This is a genomic window from Streptomyces omiyaensis (genome assembly GCF_014650895.1).
Taxonomy (GTDB): Bacteria; Actinomycetota; Actinomycetes; order Streptomycetales; family Streptomycetaceae; genus Streptomyces; species Streptomyces omiyaensis.
In genome coordinates this window covers 298,295-316,666 of the sequence record NZ_BMVV01000007.1, presented here as the reverse complement: position 1 = coordinate 316,666, position 18,372 = coordinate 298,295, and the positions used below count along the sequence as shown (strand labels likewise).

18 protein-coding genes are annotated in these 18,372 nt (G+C 74.9%); 9 read left to right on the top strand and 9 right to left on the bottom strand.

What is annotated here, in order from left to right; translation table 11 throughout:
* Positions 1-77 precede the first annotated feature (77 nt).
* The 4 genes from IE287_RS14825 to IE287_RS14810 all read right to left on the bottom strand — a co-directional run bounded on the left by IE287_RS14825 (position 78) and on the right by IE287_RS14810 (position 4,083).
* Positions 78-1,175: a threonine aldolase family protein gene (locus IE287_RS14825; RefSeq protein ID WP_373307850.1), complete on the bottom strand. Its 1,098-nt coding sequence runs from the start codon at positions 1,173-1,175 to the stop codon at positions 78-80.
* Entirely contained in the window at positions 1,154-1,912 is a 759-nt protein-coding gene (locus IE287_RS14820; protein ID WP_189849491.1) for an SDR family NAD(P)-dependent oxidoreductase, read from the bottom strand. Before IE287_RS14820 ends, IE287_RS14825 begins: the two co-directional genes overlap by 22 nt.
* 35 nt (positions 1,913-1,947) lie before the next feature.
* Entirely contained in the window at positions 1,948-3,354 is a 1,407-nt protein-coding gene (locus IE287_RS14815; RefSeq protein ID WP_189849490.1) for a DUF6421 family protein, read from the bottom strand.
* Between the two features lie 156 nt (positions 3,355-3,510).
* Positions 3,511-4,083, bottom strand: a complete 573-nt coding sequence (locus tag IE287_RS14810; protein WP_189849489.1) for a GNAT family N-acetyltransferase — start codon at positions 4,081-4,083, stop codon at positions 3,511-3,513.
* Positions 4,084-4,251: 168 nt separating this feature from the next.
* Here IE287_RS14810 and IE287_RS14805 point away from each other — a divergent pair, with 168 nt between their 5' ends.
* The 4 genes from IE287_RS14805 (at position 4,252) to IE287_RS14790 (ending at position 7,415) form a co-directional block, all read left to right on the top strand.
* Positions 4,252-4,842, top strand: a complete 591-nt coding sequence (locus IE287_RS14805) for a DUF5134 domain-containing protein (protein ID WP_189849488.1) — start codon at positions 4,252-4,254, stop codon at positions 4,840-4,842.
* A gap of 111 nt (positions 4,843-4,953) precedes the next feature.
* Positions 4,954-5,898: a M56 family metallopeptidase gene (locus IE287_RS14800; protein ID WP_189849487.1), complete on the top strand. Its 945-nt coding sequence runs from the start codon at positions 4,954-4,956 to the stop codon at positions 5,896-5,898.
* A gap of 105 nt (positions 5,899-6,003) precedes the next feature.
* Positions 6,004-6,666, top strand: coding sequence for a phosphatase PAP2 family protein (locus IE287_RS14795; RefSeq protein ID WP_189849486.1), 663 nt, complete (start codon positions 6,004-6,006; stop codon positions 6,664-6,666).
* 131 nt (positions 6,667-6,797) lie between these two features.
* Complete coding sequence (locus IE287_RS14790) at positions 6,798-7,415, top strand: TetR/AcrR family transcriptional regulator (protein WP_189849485.1); 618 nt, start codon at positions 6,798-6,800, stop codon at positions 7,413-7,415.
* Positions 7,416-7,426: 11 nt separating this feature from the next.
* On the opposite strand, the gene IE287_RS14785 is transcribed toward IE287_RS14790, so the two are convergent.
* Positions 7,427-8,977 carry an LVIVD repeat-containing protein gene (locus IE287_RS14785; protein WP_189849484.1) on the bottom strand — a complete coding sequence of 517 codons (1,551 nt, stop codon included), beginning with the start codon at positions 8,975-8,977 and terminating at the stop codon, positions 7,427-7,429.
* 163 nt (positions 8,978-9,140) lie between these two features.
* On the opposite strand from IE287_RS14785, the gene IE287_RS14780 reads away from it, so the two are divergent.
* Positions 9,141-9,791, top strand: coding sequence for a DUF305 domain-containing protein (locus tag IE287_RS14780; protein ID WP_229883492.1), 651 nt, complete (start codon positions 9,141-9,143; stop codon positions 9,789-9,791).
* Here IE287_RS14780 and IE287_RS14775 read toward each other — a convergent pair.
* Positions 9,769-10,161 (bottom strand): ArsR/SmtB family transcription factor, encoded by a 393-nt coding sequence (locus IE287_RS14775; protein ID WP_189849482.1) that lies wholly within the window; start codon positions 10,159-10,161, stop codon positions 9,769-9,771. The two genes, IE287_RS14780 and IE287_RS14775, sit on opposite strands and share 23 nt — an antisense overlap.
* Before the next feature lie 159 nt (positions 10,162-10,320).
* Here IE287_RS14775 and IE287_RS14770 point away from each other — a divergent pair, with 159 nt between their 5' ends.
* Both IE287_RS14770 and IE287_RS14765 read left to right on the top strand, forming a co-directional pair.
* Positions 10,321-11,400: an NADH:flavin oxidoreductase/NADH oxidase gene (locus IE287_RS14770; RefSeq protein ID WP_189849481.1), complete on the top strand. Its 1,080-nt coding sequence runs from the start codon at positions 10,321-10,323 to the stop codon at positions 11,398-11,400.
* A 176-nt stretch (positions 11,401-11,576) separates the two neighbouring features.
* The gene (locus IE287_RS14765) at positions 11,577-12,659 is read left to right on the top strand and encodes a WD40/YVTN/BNR-like repeat-containing protein (RefSeq protein WP_189849480.1); all 1,083 of its coding nucleotides are present in this window, start codon (positions 11,577-11,579) and stop codon (positions 12,657-12,659) included.
* A gap of 34 nt (positions 12,660-12,693) precedes the next feature.
* Here IE287_RS14765 and IE287_RS14760 read toward each other — a convergent pair whose 3' ends face one another.
* Positions 12,694-13,371, bottom strand: a complete 678-nt coding sequence (locus tag IE287_RS14760) for a uracil-DNA glycosylase (RefSeq protein ID WP_189849479.1) — start codon at positions 13,369-13,371, stop codon at positions 12,694-12,696.
* A gap of 89 nt (positions 13,372-13,460) precedes the next feature.
* Between IE287_RS14760 and IE287_RS14755 the strand changes: the two genes are divergently transcribed.
* Positions 13,461-14,456, top strand: coding sequence for an N-acetylglucosamine kinase (locus IE287_RS14755; RefSeq protein ID WP_189849478.1), 996 nt, complete (start codon positions 13,461-13,463; stop codon positions 14,454-14,456).
* Positions 14,457-14,626: 170 nt separating this feature from the next.
* A complete protein-coding gene (locus tag IE287_RS14750; protein ID WP_189849477.1) occupies positions 14,627-15,544 on the top strand; it encodes a sirohydrochlorin chelatase in 918 nt (305 codons plus the stop codon).
* An 88-nt stretch (positions 15,545-15,632) separates the two neighbouring features.
* Here the strand turns inward: IE287_RS14750 and IE287_RS14745 are convergent, their stop codons facing one another.
* Both IE287_RS14745 and IE287_RS14740 read right to left on the bottom strand, forming a co-directional pair.
* The gene (locus IE287_RS14745; RefSeq protein ID WP_189849476.1) at positions 15,633-16,694 is read right to left on the bottom strand and encodes a lactonase family protein; all 1,062 of its coding nucleotides are present in this window, start codon (positions 16,692-16,694) and stop codon (positions 15,633-15,635) included.
* A 111-nt stretch (positions 16,695-16,805) separates the two neighbouring features.
* Positions 16,806-18,308, bottom strand: a complete 1,503-nt coding sequence (locus IE287_RS14740; RefSeq protein WP_189849475.1) for an FUSC family protein — start codon at positions 18,306-18,308, stop codon at positions 16,806-16,808.
* Positions 18,309-18,372: the final 64 nt, after the last annotated feature.

Below are 18,372 nucleotides of genomic sequence, written 5' to 3'. Positions count from 1 at the left end.
TTGCACTGCGAAGACCGGAGAACGGCCGGGCGGAGTCACGGGTGACTCCGCCCGGCCGTCGCCGTGGCGGGCGGGCCTCAGCGGGCCAGCTCCTCCTTCAGCGCCTGGAGGAAGGCGTCGACGTCCTCCTCCGTGGTGTCGAAGGAGCACATCCAGCGCACGTCGCCGGCGGCCTCGTCCCAGAAGTAGAAGCGGAAGCGCTTCTGGAGCCGGCGGCTGACCTCGTGCGGGAGCCGCGCGAAGACCGCGTTCGCCTGCACCGGGTAGAGGATCTCCACCCCGTCCAGGGAGCGCACGCCGTCCGCGAGGCGGCGGGCCATCGCGTTGGCCTGGCGGGCGTTGCGCAGCCACAGGTCCTTGGCGAGGAGCGCCTCCAGCTGCACCGACAGGAAGCGCATCTTGGACGCGAGCTGCATGGACAGCTTGCGCAGGTGCTTCATGTGGCTGACCGCGTCCGGGTTGAGGACGATCACGGCCTCGCCGAAGAGCATGCCGTTCTTGGTGCCGCCGTACGAGACGACGTCGACGCCCACCGCGTTGGTGAAGGCGCGCATCGGCACGTCGAGGGAGGCGGCCGCGTTGGCTATCCGGGCGCCGTCGAGGTGCACCTTCATGCCCTTGGCGTGGGCGTGCTCGACGACGGCGCGGATCTCGTCCACGGTGTAGACGGTGCCCAGCTCGGTGTTCTGGGTGATCGAGACGACCTGGGGCATCGCCCGGTGCTCGTCCTCCCAGCCCCAGGCCTGCCGGTCGATCAGCTCGGGGGTGAGCTTGCCGTCCGGGGTGGGCACGGTGAGCAGCTTGAGGCCGCCCATGCGCTCCGGGGCGCCGCCCTCGTCCACGTTGATGTGGGCGGACTCGGCGCAGATCACGGCGCCCCAGCGGTCGGTGAGCGCCTGGAGGGCGGTCACGTTCGAGCCGGTGCCGTTGAAGACCGGGAAGGCCTCCGCGAGCGGGCCGAAGTGGCTGTGCACGATCCGCTGGAGGTGGTCGGTGTAGTCGTCCTCGCCGTAGGCGACCTGGTGGCCGTCGTTGGCGAGGGCGAGGGCGGCGAGGATCTCGGGGTGGACGCCGGCGTAGTTGTCGCTGGCGAAGCCCCGGACCGACGGGTCGTGGTGCCGACGGGCGTCGGTCCGGTGTCCGAGGGCGGCCGTCACGGTGCGGGGGTCAGCCACAGGCGCTGTCCGTTCACTTCCTGGGCGGGCCGGTCCCACAGGCCGGCGATCTCGTCGGCCAGGTCCTTGACGTCGGTGAAGCCCGCGAACTTCGCGTTGGGGCGTTCGGCGCGCATCGCGTCGTGCACCAATGCCTTGATCACCAGGATGACAGCCGCGGCCTGCGGGCCGTCGTCGCCCCCCAGTTTGCGGAAGGAGTCCGCCAGGGCCAGGGTCCACGCCTCGGCGGCGGCCTTGCCCGCGTTGTACGCGGCGTTGTTGGCCTGCGGCTTGTGCGCGCCGACCTGGCTGACCAGGGCGTAGCGCCCGGTGCCGCCGCCGCGGACCAGGGCGTCGTGGAAGGCGAGCGAGGTGTGCTGGACCGTGCGGATCAGGAGCTTCTCCAGGAAGTCCCAGTCCTTGAGGTCGGTCTCGGTGAAGGAGGGGCTGCCGCGCCAGCCGCCCACGAGGTGGACGACTCCGTCGACGCGTCCGAACTCCTTCTCCGTCTTGTCCGCCCAGGTGCGCGTGGCGTCCAGGTCGAGGAGGTCCACCGTGTCGCCGACGACCTTGGCTCCGTGGGCCTCGCGGGCCGCCTCGACGGCCTCGGCGAGGCGGGCCGGGTCGGCGTCGGCGGCGACCACCGTCGCGCCGGCGCCGGCGAGGCGGAGCAGTGCCGCCCGGCCGGCGGGGCCGGCCGCGCCGGCCACCGCGATGACGAGCCCGTCGAGGGGGCCGCCGTTCGATTCGGCGTTCATGGGTGCCGCCTCCTCCGTGTCCTGGCGGGCCTCGCTCACGCGGCGACCCGCACGGTGCCCGTGACGTCCGCGGCCGTGATGCCCTTGGTGTCGGCGATCACGCCCTTCAGCTTCTTGGCGAGGGCCTCGAAGAACATGCTGAGCGGAAACTCGTCGGGAAGCACGTCGTCGACGAGCTTGCGCGGCGGGAGGGTGAGGTCCAGGGCGTCGGGGCCCTTGGCCCACTTGGAGCCCGGGTGCGGGGCGAGGTAGCCGGAGACGAACTCGTACGCCTTGAACCAGTGGACCAGCTTCGGGCGGTCGATGCCGTCCCGGTAGAGGGTCTCGATGTCGGAGCAGAGGCGGTTGGTGACCTCGGGGGCGCGCTCCCAGTCGATGCTGAGGACGTTGTCCGTCCAGCGCACCACGTCGTTCTTGTGGAGGTAGGCGAAGAGGAGCTGGCCGCCCAGACCGTCGTAGTTGCGGTTGCGGTCGCCGGTGAGCGGGAAGCGGAACATCCGGTCGAAGAGAACGGCGTACTGCACGTCGCGACCGTGCTCGTTGCCCTCGCCCTCCAGCTTCACGGCCTCCCGGAAGGCGGTGAGGTCGCAGCGGAGCTCCTCCAGGCCGTACATCCAGAACGGCTGGCGCTGCTTGATCATGAAGGGGTCGAAGGGCAGGTCGCCGCGGCTGTGGGCGCGGTCGTGGACCAGGTCCCACAGGACGAAGGCCTGCTCGCAGCGGGTCTGGTCGTCGAGCATCGAGGCGATCTCCGCGGGCAGCTTCAGGCCCAGGGTGTCGACGGCGGCCTCGGTGACCTTGCGGAAGCGGGCGGCCTCGCGGTCGCAGAAGATGCCGCCCCAGGTGAAGCGCTCGGGGACCTCGCGGACGGCGACGGTCTCCGGGAAGAGGACGGCCGAGTTGGTGTCGTACCCGGCGGTGAAGTCCTCGAAGGTGATGCCGCAGAAGCCCGGGTTGTCGTAGCGGGCGCCCTCCAGCTCGGCCAGCCACTCGGGCCAGACCATGCGCAGGACGACGGCCTCGAAGTTGCGGTCCGGGTTGCCGTTCTGCGTGTACATCGGGAAGAGCACGAGGTGCTGGAGCCCGTGGGCGCGGCCGGTGGCCGGGTGGAACTCCATGAGGGAGTCCAGGAAGTCCGGGACGGCGAAGCCGCCCTCGGACCACTTGCGCAGGTCGGCGACGAGCGCCCGGTGGTAGGCGGCGTCGTGCGGCACGAGCGGGGAGAGCTGCTCGACGGCGGACACCATGCGGTCCACGGTCAGCTCGACCAGGGCGCGGGCGGGCGCGCCCTCGGCCTCGAAGTCCACCGAGCCGTCGGCGCGCTGCCAGGCCCGGATCTCCTCCACGGCGGTCTTGAGCTCGGGCCACGCCGGGTGGTCGATCACACGGGTGTCCGCGGCTATCGCCACACCGGTCACGTCCTGCACAAGAATTTCCGTCATGCCTCTTCCTCCACAGGAGAACCTTGCGTCAAGAAACCGTATCCACGCAGGGGTGATCCCCGCAAGTGGTGCAAGAGAAATTCTCCCGTGAGACGCCCACCCCACCGAATTTTTTCCTGTCGGCCGGGGGGTGAAGGCGTGCTTCCGCCGGACGGATCAGACCAAAGGCTTCACCAGCAGCTCGAAGCGGAGGTCCTCGCGCCGGGGCACGCCGAAGCGCTCGTCGCCGTACGGGAAGGGGCTCGTCTCGCCGGTGCGCCGGTAGCCGCGCCGCTCGTAGAAGGCGATCAGCTCCTCCCGGGCGGTGATCACCGTCATGTGCATCTCGCGGACGTCCCAGAGCGTGCGCACCCGGCGCTCGGCCTCCGCGATGATCCGCTTGCCGAGACCGGCGCCCTGGAGCTCGGGCCGGACCGCGAACATGCCGAAGTAGGCGGCCTCGCCCCGGTGCTCCAGCTGGCAGCAGGCGACCGTCTCGCCGTCCCGCTCGACCAGCAGCAGCACGCTGCCGGGGGCGGAGATCACCGCGGCCACCCCCTCCGGGTCGGTCCGCTGCCCGTCCAGCAGGTCCGCCTCGGTCGTCCACCCCGCCCGGCTCGTGTCGCCCCGGTAGGCCGACTCGACCAGCGGCACCACGACGGGGACGTCGTCGAGCACCGCCTGCCGGTACGTGACGGTGCCGGGCTCCCGGCTCGCGGCGGTGTCGGGGACGGGCGTGGCGGTGTCCATCGTGCGGGGCTCCCTCGGGCGCGGTGGATCGGCGTGCGCGATCGTCCCGAGCCTAACGCGCGCCGCCGCACCCCCTTTCGTACGCCCGTGCGCATCCGTGCGCCCGCGTGCGCGCGGCCCGGGGCGGGCAGCCACCTGGACGGGGACGAGTCGAGGGGGAGGTGTGCCGTGCACGGACCGGCCCTGTCCGGCTGGCTGCTCGTCGCGCTCTGCGCGGCCGGCGGGGCGTTCTGCCTGCTGCGGATGCGGGCGTGCGCCGACGAGGAGCGGCGGGCCGCGCGCGCGGAGGCGGTGATGGGCTTCGGGATGGCCGCGATGGCGGTGCCCGCCGCCGTCATCGGCCCGCCGCCCTGGAGCTGGGCGGCGTACGCGGCGCTGTTCGGCGCCGTGGCGGTGCGCGACCTCGTCGCGGCGCGGCGCGGCGGCCACCGGCTCCACCACGCGGTGGGCTCCCTCGCCATGGTCTACATGGCGCTCGCCATGGCACCGGCGGCCACCGGCGCGCAGGGGGTGCACGCGGCGCACGGCACGGGCCCGGCCGCCGCGGGCGGCATCCCCCTGCTCACCGGCGGCCTGCTCCTCTACTACATGGTGTACGTGCTCCGCACCGGCGCCCGGCTCGTCCCGGTCGCGCCGCACCCGCGCGCCGCGGGCGCGGCGGGCACCGGGGGGCCGGCCTGGGCGAACCGGCCCGAACTGACCCTGGTGTGCAGGCTCTCGACGGGGCTCGCCATGCTGGCGATGCTCGGCACCCTCTGAGTCCCTTGCCCCGCAAGGACGTTCGGCTCCCCCGGCGGCGAAACCGTGGCGTACGTCACTTGCCCGCCCCGCCCGTACCCCCGGGGAGCGCCCCGCTCATAGGCTGGCGTCATGTCGGTCTCCCTCGCGCTGCTCCTGCTCGGCGTCCTGACCGCTCTCACCGCGCCCCGGCTGCTCGCCCGGGCCCACTGGGCGGAGCGAGAACCGGTCGTCGCGCTGTGGGTGTGGCAGTGCGTGGTGGCCGCGGTGCTGGTCAGCTTCGCGCTCTCGATGGCCTTCAGCGCCTCCGCCGCCTGGCAGGCGGTGCGCGGGCAGCTCTTCGCACCCGCGCCGCGCGCGGTGCTCGACGCGTACGAGCTGACCGCGGACGGGGGCCCCTGGTCGGCGGCGCTCGCCCTGCTCCTCGCGGCCGGCGGGCTGTGGTCGGGCGCCATGCTCGGCCGGGAGATCGGCCTGGCCCGCGCCCGCCGCCGGCGGCGGCGGGACGACCTGCTGGTCCGCGCCCCGCAGCTGCCCGGCGAGGAGGAGGCGGGCGGACGGCTCGTCGTCCTGGAGGGCGAGCGCCCGGACGCCTGGTGGCTGCCGGGGTCCACCCCTCGGCTCGTCATCACCACCGCCGCGCTCCGCCGGCTGAAGGGCCGTCAGCTCGACGCGGTCCTCGCCCACGAGCAGGGCCACGCCCGGGCCCGCCACGACTGGCTGCTCAACTGCTCCGGGGCGCTGGCCGCGGGCTTCCCCGGCATCCCGGTCTTCGCCGCCTTCCGCGAGGAGATGCACCGGCTGGTCGAGCTGGCCGCCGACGACGTGGCCTCGCGCCGCTTCGGGCGGCTCACCGTCGCCCTCGCCCTGGTGGAACTGAACGAGGAGCGGGGCGTGTTCGCCGCCGCCCCCGGCACCGGCCCGGAGGCCGGACTCCCCCGGCGGGTGGACCGGCTGCTCGCCGCCACGCCCCGGCTGCCCGCCGCCCACCGGCTGCGCCTGACGGCGACCGCCGCGCTGGTCCCGGTCGTCCCGCTGCTCGTCGCCTTCTACCCGGGCCTGGCGGCGCTGGGCTGAGGAGCACCTCCCTCCCGACCGGGAGGGGGCGCCTCCCCCGCGCGCACGGGTGTCGCGCGTGTCGCGGGGGCCCACAGGAGGCGGTCCGTCCGGCAGGATCGTGGAATGCGTACTTCCGCCGTAATCTCCGGATGCCTCGCCCTCGTCCTGCTCGTGCTCGTGGTGGCCGGCTGGTCCCCGCTGCTCTCCTTCGACCGCGCGGTCGACGAGGCGCTCCACCGCAACGCGGTGGACCATCCGGGCTTCGCCCGTCTCCACCGGGTGCTGAGCGACTGGGTCTGGGATCCGCTGACGCTCCGCGTCCTGGCCTTCGCCGTCGCCCTGGTCCTCGCCCGCTCCGGCCGCCGGCGCCTGGCCCTGTGGGTGGCGGGGACCGTGGTGGCGGCGGCCGGGGTGCAGCAGGCGGTGAAGGCGCTGGTCGGCCGGGAGCGGCCGGTCTGGCCCGATCCCCTGGACTCGGCCTCGTTCGCCGCCTTCCCCTCCGGGCACGCGATGACGGCGGCGGTGGTCTGCGGGCTGCTGCTGTGGGTGCTGGCGGTCGTCGGCCGGGAACCGTGGCGGGGCTGGGGCACCGCGGCGGGAGTGGCCGTCGTCTCGGTGCTCGGGGTCGGCTGGACCCGGCTCTACCTGGGCGTGCACTGGCCGACGGACGTGCTGGCCGGCTGGCTGCTCGGCTGGTGCTGCGTGGCCGTCGCGATCCTCTCGTACCGCCGGACCGCCGGCCGCCGGTCCCCGTCGGCGGGGACGCCCGCGGACGAGGAGGCGTGACGAAGCCGCCGACCTGGACGATCCCCCGTGTCGCCCAGGTCGGGCGGCCTCCCCGCCGTCGCGCCACGAGGGCGGACCGGCGGACTGCGCTGAGTATATTGGCTGCGAGCCAGTCAACGCAGGAGCCCAGCATGACGCCACGTAGCCCATCGGTCAACGAAGAGCTTCGGCGACGGTCGCGCGAGCGGATCCTGGAGGCCACCGTCGACCTCGTGGGGGTGCGCGGATACGAGGCCACGACCCTCGGCGACATCGCCGAACGGGCCGGGGTGGCCCGGGGGCTCGTCTCGTACTACTTCGACGGCAAGCGGAAGTTGCTCCAGGCCGCCGTGCACCGGCTGATGCACCTCACGCTGGCCGAGGCGCTGGAGCGCGAGCCGCGCGCGGAGGACGGCGAGGAGCGGCTCGCCCGGGCGATCGACGCGATCCTGGGGCTCGCGGTGGCCCGGCCGACCCTGATGCGGACCCACATGGCCGGGATCCTCCAGGCGGAGGGCTTCGTGCGGTGCGAGGAGCAGCAGCGGCTCGCGTTCCTGCTGAGGGACACGATGGTGCGGTACGGCTCCGAGGACGTCGACCGGGACTACCCGCTGCTGCGGGCGCTGCTGATGGGCGCCGTGGTGGGGGTGCTGCTCCCGGGCGCGCCGATGCCGATGGCGCGGCTGCGCGCGGAGCTGTTCCACCGGTACGGACTGGCCTGGGGACGCGGCATGCCGCCGGACGGCGGTCCGCCCGGCGGCATGCTCTGACGCGTCCGGGGTCAGTCCCGGCCGTGCCCCCGGTCGTCGAAGTCCTCGAAGTAGTCCGGCTGGGTCTGGACGTTGAGCTCGTCCATCCGGATCCGCTTCGCGGGGTCCGTGCGCCGGTCGTCGATCCTCAGGACGTCGAGGCCCCGGGCGATCTCGTTCGAGTAGACGTGTCCGTTGTAGTAGTAGGCGGACCAGGAGCCGCCGGTGGCGAGCGTGGTGGCGGAGACCGGTCCGCGGTCGAAGTAGCCGATCTCCTTCGGGTGCGCGGAGTCGGTGAAGTCCCAGAGGGAGACGCCGCCCTGGTACCAGGCCTGGACCATCAGGTCCTTGCCCTTGACCGGGATCAGCGAGCCGTTGTGCGCGACGCAGTTCTCGGTGTCGGCCTGGTGGCGGGGGATCTTGAAGTAGCTGCGGAAGACCAGCCGGCGGTGGTCGCCCTTGCCGGTGATGTCGTAGATGCCGTTGGCGCCCCGGTTCGGGCCGACGGCGGCGTTGCAGGTGGCGCCCCCGCCGCCGCCGAGCTCGTCGGTGAAGACGACCTTGTTCGCCTTCTGGTTGAAGGTCGCGGAGTGCCAGAAGGCGAAGTTGACGTTGTCCTGGACCTGGTCGATCACCCGCGGGTGTTCGGGGTCGGAGACGTCGAAGAGGATGCCGTCGCCCATGCAGGCGCCGGCCGCGAGGTCCTTTCCGGGGAGCACGGTGATGTCGTGGCAGCCGGTGGTCTTGGAGACGCCCGGGTTGGTGGGCGCGCCGGGGTTGCCGCCGCCGTCGGGACCCTCGCCGGGGAAGAGGACCGGGAAGCCCACGATCCGGGCCTGCTGGGGTGCCTTGCGGGGCACCTTGATGACGGAGATGCCGTCGTGCGGCGGCAGGCAGTCGGGGAAGGCCGCGTTGGGCGAGTAGGAGGAGACGTACACGTACACGTCCTTGCGCTGCGGCAGGATCGTGTGGGTGTGGGAGCCGCAGGCGGTCTCGACGGAGGCGACGTACTTCGGGTTGGCGACGTCGCTGATGTCGAAGATCTTCATGCCCTCCCAGGACTCCTTGACCGAGGCGGGCTGCGTCGTGCTGGCGCACGAGTCGTCGCTGCGGGAGGAGTCGGTGGAGAGGAAGAGCAGGTCCCCGGAGACGGAGATGTCGTTCTGGGATCCGGGGCAGAGGACCTGGGTGACGGTCTTCGGGGCCTTCGGGTCGCCGATGTCGAAGACGCGGAAGCCGTCGTAGTTGGCCGCGAAGGCGTACCTGCCCTGGAAGGCCAGGTCCGTGTTGAGGCTCTTGAGCGCGTCCTTGGGGACGTTCGCCAGGTGTTCGATGTTGTCGGTGTGCACGATCTCGTCGACGCCGGGTATGTCGCCGCTCAGGATCGCGGACCGTGCCCCGGCCGCCCGTTCCGCCGAGACGGGCGTCTGGAGGGGCGCATCACCGGGGTCGGGTGTGGCGGTGGCCGTTCCGGTGGCGAGGAGCGCCGCCAGCAGGCCGGCGGCGGCGGTGGCCGCGCCGATGCGTCTGATGCGGGACCGTGGACCGTGCGGGGTGGGCAACGAAGTCACTCCGTCCTCCATGTTTTCCGTTCCGTGCTGAACGGTGCTGGACCCCGGCAGTATGTTCCTTGACGTGCACATCCCAACAGATGGCGACACGGACGCAATGAACGCTTCCGGGCGACCCTCCCGGAAGGAACACCGGGAACGGCCCCCGTACCCGCACATCCCCCTGGAGGTACCGTTGCTGATCCGCCCTCGGCGCGCCGCCCTCGCCGCACCCCTCGCCGCCCTGGCCGTACTCGCCCTGGGCGCCTGCGAGTCGGGGTCCGACTCCGCGGCGCCGGAGCCCGCGCCGAGCGGCGCGGCCGCGGTGGTCGTGCCGGGGAGGCCCGGCGAGCCGGCCCGGCGGGTGTCACCGGAGGAGGCCGCGAGCCTGCTCCCGGACGAGCGGCCGAACGGCGCGGACTTCCGGTACGTGCAGATGATGGTCGTGCACCACCGCCAGGCCCTGACGATGACCGCACTGGCCCCCGGACGCGCGGGGTCGCCCCGGGTCGGGAAGGTGGCGGAGCGGATCGCGGCGGCGCAGCAGCCGGAGATCGGCGCCATGGAGGGATGGCTGGAGAACAACGGCGGGCCGCGCGAGCAGGGGGCGCACGACCATCACGCGATGCCGGGCATGGCGACCGAGGCCCAGCTCGCCGAGCTGCGGGCGGCGAAGGGCGCGGCCTTCGACGAGCTGTTCCTGCGCCTGATGGTGACGCACCACGAGGGGGCCGTGGCGATGGCGGCCGAGGTCCTCGGCCAGGGCAACAACATCCAGGTGGAGGAGATGGCGAACGACGTGATCGCCCAGCAGACCGCGGAGATCAACCGGATGCGGTCGCTGTGACCGGGGAGGCCCCCGGGGCCTCCCCCGCGCCCTCGCGGGCGGACTGCGCGTCGGCGGCGGCCAGGACGGTGTCGAGGAGTCCGGGGAAGAGGGCGTCGAGCTCGGCCCCGCGCAGTCCGTTGAGCTTGGCGGTGCCCCGGTAGTCCTGCCGGATGACGCCCGCCTCGCGCAGCACCCGGAAGTGGTGGGTGGTGGTCGACTTGGTGACCGGGAGGACGAAGTGCGAGCAGCTCAGTTCGGTGCGCGCGGCGGCGAGTTCGCGCACGATCCGCAGGCGGACGGCGTCCGACAGCGCGTGCAGCACCGCCTCCAGGCGGATCTCCTCGCGCGCGGGGTGCTCCAGGAGGCGGGGGCTGGCGGGGGTCGTCATGGCGGCGGCTCCACTTTCTCCCGAGGGTCGGTCCGGGACGGGAATCATTGTACGAGGATCCTCGTAGTTTGACAGTCGCCGTACTACGACGGGTATCGTACGAACATCCCGCCGGACCTCCCCCGGTCCGGCACCGGCCGCCTTGAAACGGAGTCCGCGATGAGCGCCGCCCTCTTCGAGCCCTACACCCTCCGCTCGCTGACCATCCCCAACCGGGTCTGGATGGCTCCGATGTGCCAGTACTCGGCGGACGTCTTCGGCCCGAACGCCGGCGTCGCCACCGACTGGCACCTCGCCCACTACGGCTCCCGGGCCACCGGCGGCGCCGGCCTGATCCTGGTCGAGGCCACCGCCGTCGCCCCCGAGGGCCGGATCAGCCCCGCCGACCTGGGCCTGTGGAACGACACCCAGACCGAGGGCCTGCGCCGGATCGCCTCCTTCGTCAAGGCACAGGGCAGCGTCCCCGGCATCCAGATCGCCCACGCCGGCCGCAAGGCCTCCACCCAGCGCCCCTGGCTCGGCCGCGGTCCCGCGCCGGCCGAGGAGGCCTGGCAGCCGGTCGGGCCGAGCCCGGTCGCCTTCGCCGACGGCTATCCGGTGCCGACCGAGCTGACCGAGGACGGCATCCGGGAGGTCGTCGGGCAGTTCGCCGCCGCGGCCCGCCGCGCCCTGGCCGCCGGCTTCGAGGTCGTCGAGGTGCACGGCGCCCACGGCTACCTCATCGGAGAGTTCCTCTCCCCGCACAGCAACCACCGCACCGACGCCTACGGCGGCTCCTTCGAGAACCGCACCCGCCTCGCCCTGGAGGTCGTGGACGCGGTCCGCGCGGTCTGGCCCGAGGAGCTGCCGGTCTTCTTCCGGATCTCCGCCACCGACTGGCTGGAGGAGGCGGGCTGGACCCCGGACGAGACCGTCCGCTTCGCCGCGCTGCTGCGCGAGCACGGCGTCGACCTCCTGGACGTCTCCACCGGCGGCAACGCGAGCACGGCCCGGATCCCGGTCGCCCCCGGCTACCAGGTGCCCTTCGCCGCCCGGGTGAAGGCCGAGACCGGACTGCCGGTCGCCGCCGTCGGACTCATCACCGAGCCCCGGCAGGCCGAGAAGATCCTCGCCGACGACGAGGCCGACGCCGTCCTCCTCGGCCGCGAGCTCCTGCGCGACGCCTCCTGGCCCCGGCGCGCCGCCCGCGAACTGGAGGGCACCGCCTTCACGCCGCCGCAGTACGCCTGGGCCATCTGACCCCGGCCGGCGGCGAACGCCCCGGAGCCGCCCGGACCGCCGGGCCGCGCCGGGGAGCGGCCGTCCGGGGACGCCCCGCGACCGGCCGTTCGCGGGGCGTCCCCGGACGCCGTTGTCAGTGGCCGGGTGCAGACTGGCCGGTACCCGCGACAACGGCGTCCTGGAGGTGGGCACCCATGCCCGACGTACTTCTCACCGTAGGCACCCGCAAGGGACTCTTCATCGGCCGCAGGCGCGGCGGGCGCTGGGAGTTCGACGATCCGTGCTTCCCCGCCCAGGCCGTCTACTCGGTCGCCGTCGACACCCGGCCGGACACCCCGAGGCTGCTCGTCGGCGGCGACAGCTCCCACTGGGGCCCGTCCGTCTTCCACTCCGACGACCTGGGTCGGACCTGGACCGAACCGCCCGCCCCCGCCGTGCGGTTCCCCCAGGACACCGGCGCCTCCCTGGAGCGCGTCTGGCAGCTCCACCCGGCCCCCGCCCACTCCCCCGGCGTCGTCTACGCGGGCACCGAACCGGCCGCGCTCTTCCGGTCCGACGACGGCGGCGAGTCCTTCGCCCTCGTCCGGCCGCTCTGGGAGCACCCGACCCGCGACCGGTGGGTGCCGGGCGGCGGCGGCGAGGCCGTGCACACGGTCGTGACCGACCCGCGCGACCCGGACGCCGTCACCGTCGCCGTCTCCACCGCCGGCGTCTTCCGCACCCGGGACGGCGGCGCCTCCTGGGCCCCCTCCAACGACGGCGTCTCCGCCGTCTTCCTGCCCGACCCGCACCCCGAGTTCGGCCAGTGCGTGCACAAGATCGCCCAGGACGCGGGCGATCCGGACCGGCTCTACCTCCAGAACCACTGGGGCGTCTACCGCAGCGACGACGCCGGCGGCAGCTGGACGGACGTCGGCGGGCCGCTCCCCTCCGACTTCGGCTTCGCCGTCGCCGCGCACCCGCACCGCCCCGGCACCGCCTACCTCTTCCCCATCACCGCCGACTCCGACCGGGTCCCGGCCGGCCGGCGCTGCCGGGTCTACCGCACCGGCGACGCCGGCGCGACCTGGGAGCCCCTCGGCGAGGGCCTCCCCCGGGGCGACCACTACGGCACCGTCCTGCGCGACGCCCTGTGCACCGACGACGCCGACCCCGCGGGCGTCTACTTCGGCAACCGCAACGGCGAGGTGTACGCGAGCGACGACGACGGGGACACCTGGCGGCTGCTCGCCGAGCACCTGCCGGACGTCCTCTGCGTCCGGGCGGCGGTCGTCTGAACCCCCCGCCGCCGGGCGGCCGTCGGCCCCGCGGTCAGGGCAGCAGCCAGTCCACCGGCTCGGCGCCCTGGGCGACCAGCATCTCGTTGGCCCGGCTGAAGGGGCGCGAGCCGAAGAAGCCCCGGTCCGCCGAGCGAGGGGACGGGTGCGCCGACTCGACGGCGGGCAGACCGCCCAGCAGCGGACGGGCGTCGCGGGCGTCGCGGCCCCAGAGGATGGACACCAGCGGCTTGCCGCGCGCGGCGAGCGCCCGGACGGCCTGCTCGGTGACCTCCTCCCAGCCCTTGTTCCGGTGGGCGCCCGCGTTGCGCGGGGAGGTGGTGAGCGTCCTGTTGAGCAGCAGGACGCCCTGCCGGGTCCACGGGGTGAGGTCGCCGTTGGAGGGGCGGGGGTGCCCCAGGTCCTGGTGCATCTCCCAGAAGATGTTCAGGAGGCTGGCCGGCAGCTGCCGCACCTCCGGGGCGACGGCGAAGCTCAGGCCGATCGCCATCCCCGGCGTGGGGTAGGGGTCCTGACCCAGGATCAGGACCCGCACGTCGTCGAACGGCTGCTGGAAGGCGCGCAGCACGTTCGGTCCCGACGGCAGATAGCTCCGGCCGGCGGCGATCTCCGCCCGCAGGAAGTCGCCCATCTCGGCCACCCGGCCCGCGACGGGCTCCAGGGCCTTCGCCCAGCCGGGCTCCACCAGTTCGCTCAACGGTCTCGCAGTCACAGTCCGTCACTCTAGCGGCCTACACCGACAACGCCCTCCGCCCTAGACTGCGGGCCCCAGACCCCCACCCGGTGAGGACGGTTGCGAGCGTGGAGCCCCGGAACGAAGGCGCCGGCGGGCCGGCGGACGCGGTGGTCGTCGGGATCGACTCGGGCGGCTCGGGCGTGCGGATCGCCCTCGCCCGGGCCGCCGACGGGACGCTGCTCGAACGGGTGGCCGCGCCCGGCCCCGTACCGACCGGACCGGGCGGCATCCGGGCCGACCGCTTCCTGGAATCGGTGCTGCCGGCCGTCGCCGCCCTGCGCGAACGGCACGGGGCGGGGCGGCCGGTGCGCGCCGCCGCGGTGGGCGCCGCCGGCATGGCCACCCTCGGCGAGGAGCTGCGGGCCGTCCTGCCGGGCGCCTTCGCCGAGGCCTGGGGGGTGCGCGGGACCGCGCTCGCCGCCGACGCGGTGACCGCCTACGCCGGGGCGCTCGGCGCACGGCCCGGCGCCGTCGTCGCGGGCGGCACCGGCCTGATCGCCCTCGGCACCGACCTGACCGGCTGGCGCCGGGCGGACGGCTGGGGCCACCTCCTGGGCGACTGCGGCAGCGGCGCCTGGATCGGGCGGGCGGGCCTGGAGGCCGCGATGCGCGCGCACGACGGGCGGCGCGGCGGCTCGCCCGCGCTGCTGGAGCGGGCGGAGAAGCTGCACGGCCCGGCGGCGGGGCTGCCGGCCGCGCTGTACCCGCGCGCGGACCGGCCGGCCGTGCTCGCCGCCTTCGCCCCGGAGGTCGGCGCCGCGGCGGCCGGCGACCCGGTCGCGGCCGGGATCCTGGAGCGGGCCGCGGAACACGTCGCCGACGCGGCCGAGGCGGCCTGCCCGCCGGGCCCGGAATCCGTGGTGGCCCTCACCGGCGGCCTGTTCCGGCTGGGCGAGCCGCTGCTCGCGCCGCTGCGGGCGGCGCTCGCGGAGCGGCTGCCCGGGGTCCGGACCGTCGCTCCGTCGGGCGATCCCCTCGACGGGGCGGTGACGCTCGCCACCTGGCTCGCCGCCGGCGGCGTCCGGCTCCCCGAGGACCCCGCCCTGCTGCGGCTCCTGTGACGGCCGCGCCCCGGCCGGGGGCATCGCCGCTGGTCGCAGGGGTGCGCGGGCGCCCGATCCGCCCCGGGTCCGCTATGCGGTGCACCAGGGGGTGGACATAAGGGGGCAGAAGGCGCGGGGTCGTACCTCACCGAACGCCGCCGTCCGCAAAGCCAGTAGCATGCGGCGCCATGAGCTCCCCCACTGGGCCCGCCAACGGCCTGCCTGTACGAATGCCGCGCCCCCGCCCGTCCGGGCGGCACCGTCGCCCCGACCCGGCGGCGGCGCCCGAGGGCGCTCCCGCCCTGGTGCTCGCCGTCCCCGGCACGCCCTCGGCCGCCATACGCGCGCTGGCGGACGAGCTGGTGAGCATCGCCCGGTCCGAGCTGCCCGGCCTGGAGGCCGCGATCGGGTTCGTGGACGGCGACGGCGCGGAGTACCCGACGCTCGCCGGCGTGCTGACCGCCGCGGCGGAGCTGCGCGACGAGCGGTACCGGATCGGCGTCGCGGCCGGCCGCGAGGTCGAGGCCCCGCAGGGACCGGCCGCCGTCGTCGTCCCGCTGCTCGCCGGCCCGGACAGCGCCGTGATGCGCCAGATCCGCCAGGCGGTCATGGACAGCGGCAACACCGCCGAGCTGACCGACGTGCTCGGCCCGCACCCGCTGCTCGCCGAGGCCCTGCACGTGCGCCTGTCGGAGGCCGGTCTCGCCCGCGCCGACCGCGCCCGGCTCTTCACCGTCGCCACGGCCGCGGACGGCATCGTCCTGGCCACGGTCGGCGGCGAGGAGGCCGTGCAGGCCGCCGGCATCACCGGCATGCTGCTCGCGGCCCGGCTCGCCGTGCCGGTGATGGCCGCCGCGCTCGACCAGGAGGGCTCCATCGCCTCCGTCGCCGAGCAGCTGCGCGAGGCGGGCGCGGTGCAGCTGGCGCTCGCCCCGTACCTGATCGGACCGGAGCTGGCCGAGGGCCTGCTCGACGAGGCCTCCAAGGAGGCCGGCTGCCCGGCGGCCGAGGCCCTGGGCGCCTACCCCGCCATCGGCAAGCTGGTGCTGTCGCAGTACGCGGCCGTGCTCGGCCTCCCGCAGCAGGGCGCGGCCCCCGCGCTCTGACGCCCGTGCCCGCGCGAAGGGCCCGCACCGGAACCGTCCGGTGCGGGCCCTTCCGCGTGCCCGGGTGCCGCCGGGGGCGTCCGGCCGGTCAGCCGAAGACCACGCAGGTGACCGCCGGGACCTCGACGGAGCCGGCGCGGCGCGGGGTGCCGGTGCCGGGGGCGATGTCGAACCAGGTGACGTCGCCGGACCGCTCGTTCGCCGCGTACAGCCGCCGCCCGGACGGGTCCAGGGCCAGGTCCCGGGGCCACGCCCCGCCGCAGGGGACGGTGGCGGAGCGGATCGCCTCGTCGCCCGCCGGGGAGAGGACGAGGACGGCGAGGGTGTCGGTGCCGCGCACGGCCACCCACAGGAACCGCCCGTCGGGTGCCACGACGACGGCGGAGGGGTACGCGGGCCCGGGGGTGTCCGCGTCGACGAGCGGGATCTCCGCCAGCGGCGTCAGCTCGCCGCGCTCGGCGTCCCAGCGGCAGACGGTGACGGCGGGCTCCAGCTCGCCGACCACGTAGGCGTGGCCGCCGGCCGGGTGGAAGGCGAGGTGGCGGGGGCCGTAGCCGGGGCGCAGGGCGGTCTCCCGGTGGAGGCGGAGGGCGCCGGTGGCGGGATCGAGGGCGCAGACGCGCACGGAGTCCGTCCCGAGGTCCACGCTGACCGTCCAGCGGCCGCTGGGGTCGGGCAGGACCTGGTGGGCGTGGGGGGACGCCTGCCGGTCGGCGACCGGGCCGCCGCCCTCGTGCGGGAGGACGGCCGTGGCGGGGCCGGGGACGCCGTCCGCGCCGAGCGGCAGGACGCTGACGCCGCCGGAGGTGTAGTTGGCCGTGAGGAGGTGGCCGGCGGCGACGGAGAGGTGGGTGGGGCCGGAGCCGTCGACGGGCGCGGGGGCGCCGAGGGGGCGCGGGGCGGGCCCGTCGACGGCGAGGGCCGCGACGGCACCCGGCTCGGTCTCGGAGACGGCGTAGAGCACGCCGCCGGCCAGGGTCAGGTAGGAGGGGTCGGCGACGGCGTCGGTGGAGCCGGTGACGGTGAGCGCGCCGGTCTCCGGATCGACGTCGGCGGCGAGCACCCCGGGGCCGCCGGCCGAGGTGAAGGAGCCGAGATAGGCACGGGTCCGCCCCGCTCCCCGCTCGCGTGTCTCGTCGGTCCCGCCCACGGCGCCTCCCAGGCCCGGGCCGGTCGCTGCGACCGGCCGTCTCGGGGGCGACGTTAGCAGGCGGTCTAGACCAAGTTCGCCCAGCTGTCGGTCAGCCGTCCGCCCGCGGTTTCACGAGCGGACCAGGAGGGAGCCCGGCGGGGCGCGGAGCGGCTCGTCCAGGGCGGCCAGCAGCCGCTCCAGACCGCTGACGTGCCCCAGCGCGGCCGGGGCCGGATGGGCCGTGGCCTCGGGCTCGGCGGCCTGCCGGACCGGGGCGGCCTCCGGGGCGCCGGGCGAGGTGAGCCCCTCGACGGCCGTCTCGACCCGCCAGCAGGCGGCGGCGAGCCGGGCGTCGTGGCTGGCGTCCGGGTCGGCGGCGACCGCCGCGAGGCCGCGCACCTCGGCGGCGCACTCGTCGAGCAGGGCGAGCACGCGGCGGGCGCGGGCCTTGCGCTCGCGGAACGGGCTGAGGGGGTGGACGAGCGGGGCGACGGAGAGCCGCACCCGGCCGAGGAGCAGGTCGAGCTCGGCGACGTGCGGGCTCGGGTCGGCCCCCTCGTCGCCGGCGAGCCGGCGCTCGGAGGCCGCCGTGGCGGCGTGCACGGCCCGCAGCGCGCGCTGGATCCAGGCGTCGTTGATGGCGTGGGTGGTGACCGGGAGGATCAGCAGGACCGCGAGGGCGGCGCAGACGGCGCCGACGACGGTCTCCTCCAGGCGCAGCACGAGCAGCGCCGGGTCGAGGACGCCGAGGAGCCCGTAGAGCAGTCCGGCCATGACGGTGACCGCGAGCATCATCCAGCTGTAGGAGAGCGGCGCGGTGTAGAAGATCCCGAAGACGCAGACGGCCACCAGGAGGGCGGTGGGCAGCGGGGCGCCGTGCAGCGGGATCGCGACGACCATGCCGACGGCGATGCCGATGAGGGTGCCGAGGAAGCGGCGGAAGCCCCGGACCAGGGTCTCGCCCCGGGAGACCGTGTTGACGAAGATCCACCAGGTGGTGCCGACGGCCCAGTACCAGCGGTCCTCGGAGAGCACCTGGCCGATGCCGAGCGCCACCGCGCAGGCGGCGGTCGCCTGGACGGCCTGCCGGGTGGTGATCCGGGCGAGGCCGGTGCCGGGGAGGGGGGCCGGGGCGGCGGGCGGCGGGGTGCGCCGCTCGATCGGCCAGAGCGCGAAGCGGACGGCCCCGGCGGCCGCCAGGGCGATGCCCACGGCCGCGTACAGCTCGGGGAGCTGGCCGGGCACGGCGTGCAGGAACTGGGTGCTGAAGAAGTTCATGAAGGCGAAGATGCCGAGCGCGTGTCCGCGCGGGCCCCAGCGCCGGGCGTAGACGCCGCAGAGGACGACGAGCAGGAAGGCCCCGTCCCGCAGGAGCGTGTGGTCGTGCAGCAGGGTGGCCAGCGCGAGCACCGGGAAGCCGGCGAGCGGCAGCAGCGCGGTCGTGGCGGCCTGGCGGCGGACGGTGGCGTCGGTGACGGTGAACAGGGCGAGCAGCGCCGCCAGTCCTCCGGTGATGGACGCGGTCAGCGAGAAACCGGCCAGTTCGGCGACGGTCACCGCGAGCGCGATGCCGAGCACCGCGCGCACTCCGGTCCTGAGCCGGAGGAGCCCCGGGTCAGGAGCCACGAACATCCTCTTCACGACGGCCGGCCGCCCCCTCGTCTTGCCGCTCGCCCGCCGTGCGCCCGTCCCGGGG

Bases quoted from the DNA above. Each gene is read 5' to 3' on its own strand.
- IE287_RS14820 (WP_189849491.1), bottom strand. From the start codon at position 1,912: ATGAACGCCGAATCGAACGGCGGCCCCCTCGACGGGCTCGTCATCGCG.
- IE287_RS14810 (WP_189849489.1), bottom strand. From the start codon at position 4,083: ATGGACACCGCCACGCCCGTCCCCGACACCGCCGCGAGCCGGGAGCCC.
- IE287_RS14790 (WP_189849485.1), top strand. From the start codon at position 6,798: ATGACGCCACGTAGCCCATCGGTCAACGAAGAGCTTCGGCGACGGTCG.
- IE287_RS14765 (WP_189849480.1), top strand. From the start codon at position 11,577: ATGCCCGACGTACTTCTCACCGTAGGCACCCGCAAGGGACTCTTCATC.
- IE287_RS14770 (WP_189849481.1), top strand. From the start codon at position 10,321: ATGAGCGCCGCCCTCTTCGAGCCCTACACCCTCCGCTCGCTGACCATC.
- IE287_RS14785 (WP_189849484.1), bottom strand. From the start codon at position 8,977: ATGGAGGACGGAGTGACTTCGTTGCCCACCCCGCACGGTCCACGGTCC.
- IE287_RS14800 (WP_189849487.1), top strand. From the start codon at position 4,954: ATGTCGGTCTCCCTCGCGCTGCTCCTGCTCGGCGTCCTGACCGCTCTC.
- IE287_RS14815 (WP_189849490.1), bottom strand. From the start codon at position 3,354: ATGACGGAAATTCTTGTGCAGGACGTGACCGGTGTGGCGATAGCCGCG.
- IE287_RS14775 (WP_189849482.1), bottom strand. From the start codon at position 10,161: ATGACGACCCCCGCCAGCCCCCGCCTCCTGGAGCACCCCGCGCGCGAG.
- IE287_RS14795 (WP_189849486.1), top strand. From the start codon at position 6,004: ATGCGTACTTCCGCCGTAATCTCCGGATGCCTCGCCCTCGTCCTGCTC.
- IE287_RS14750 (WP_189849477.1), top strand. From the start codon at position 14,627: ATGAGCTCCCCCACTGGGCCCGCCAACGGCCTGCCTGTACGAATGCCG.
- IE287_RS14740 (WP_189849475.1), bottom strand. From the start codon at position 18,308: ATGTTCGTGGCTCCTGACCCGGGGCTCCTCCGGCTCAGGACCGGAGTG.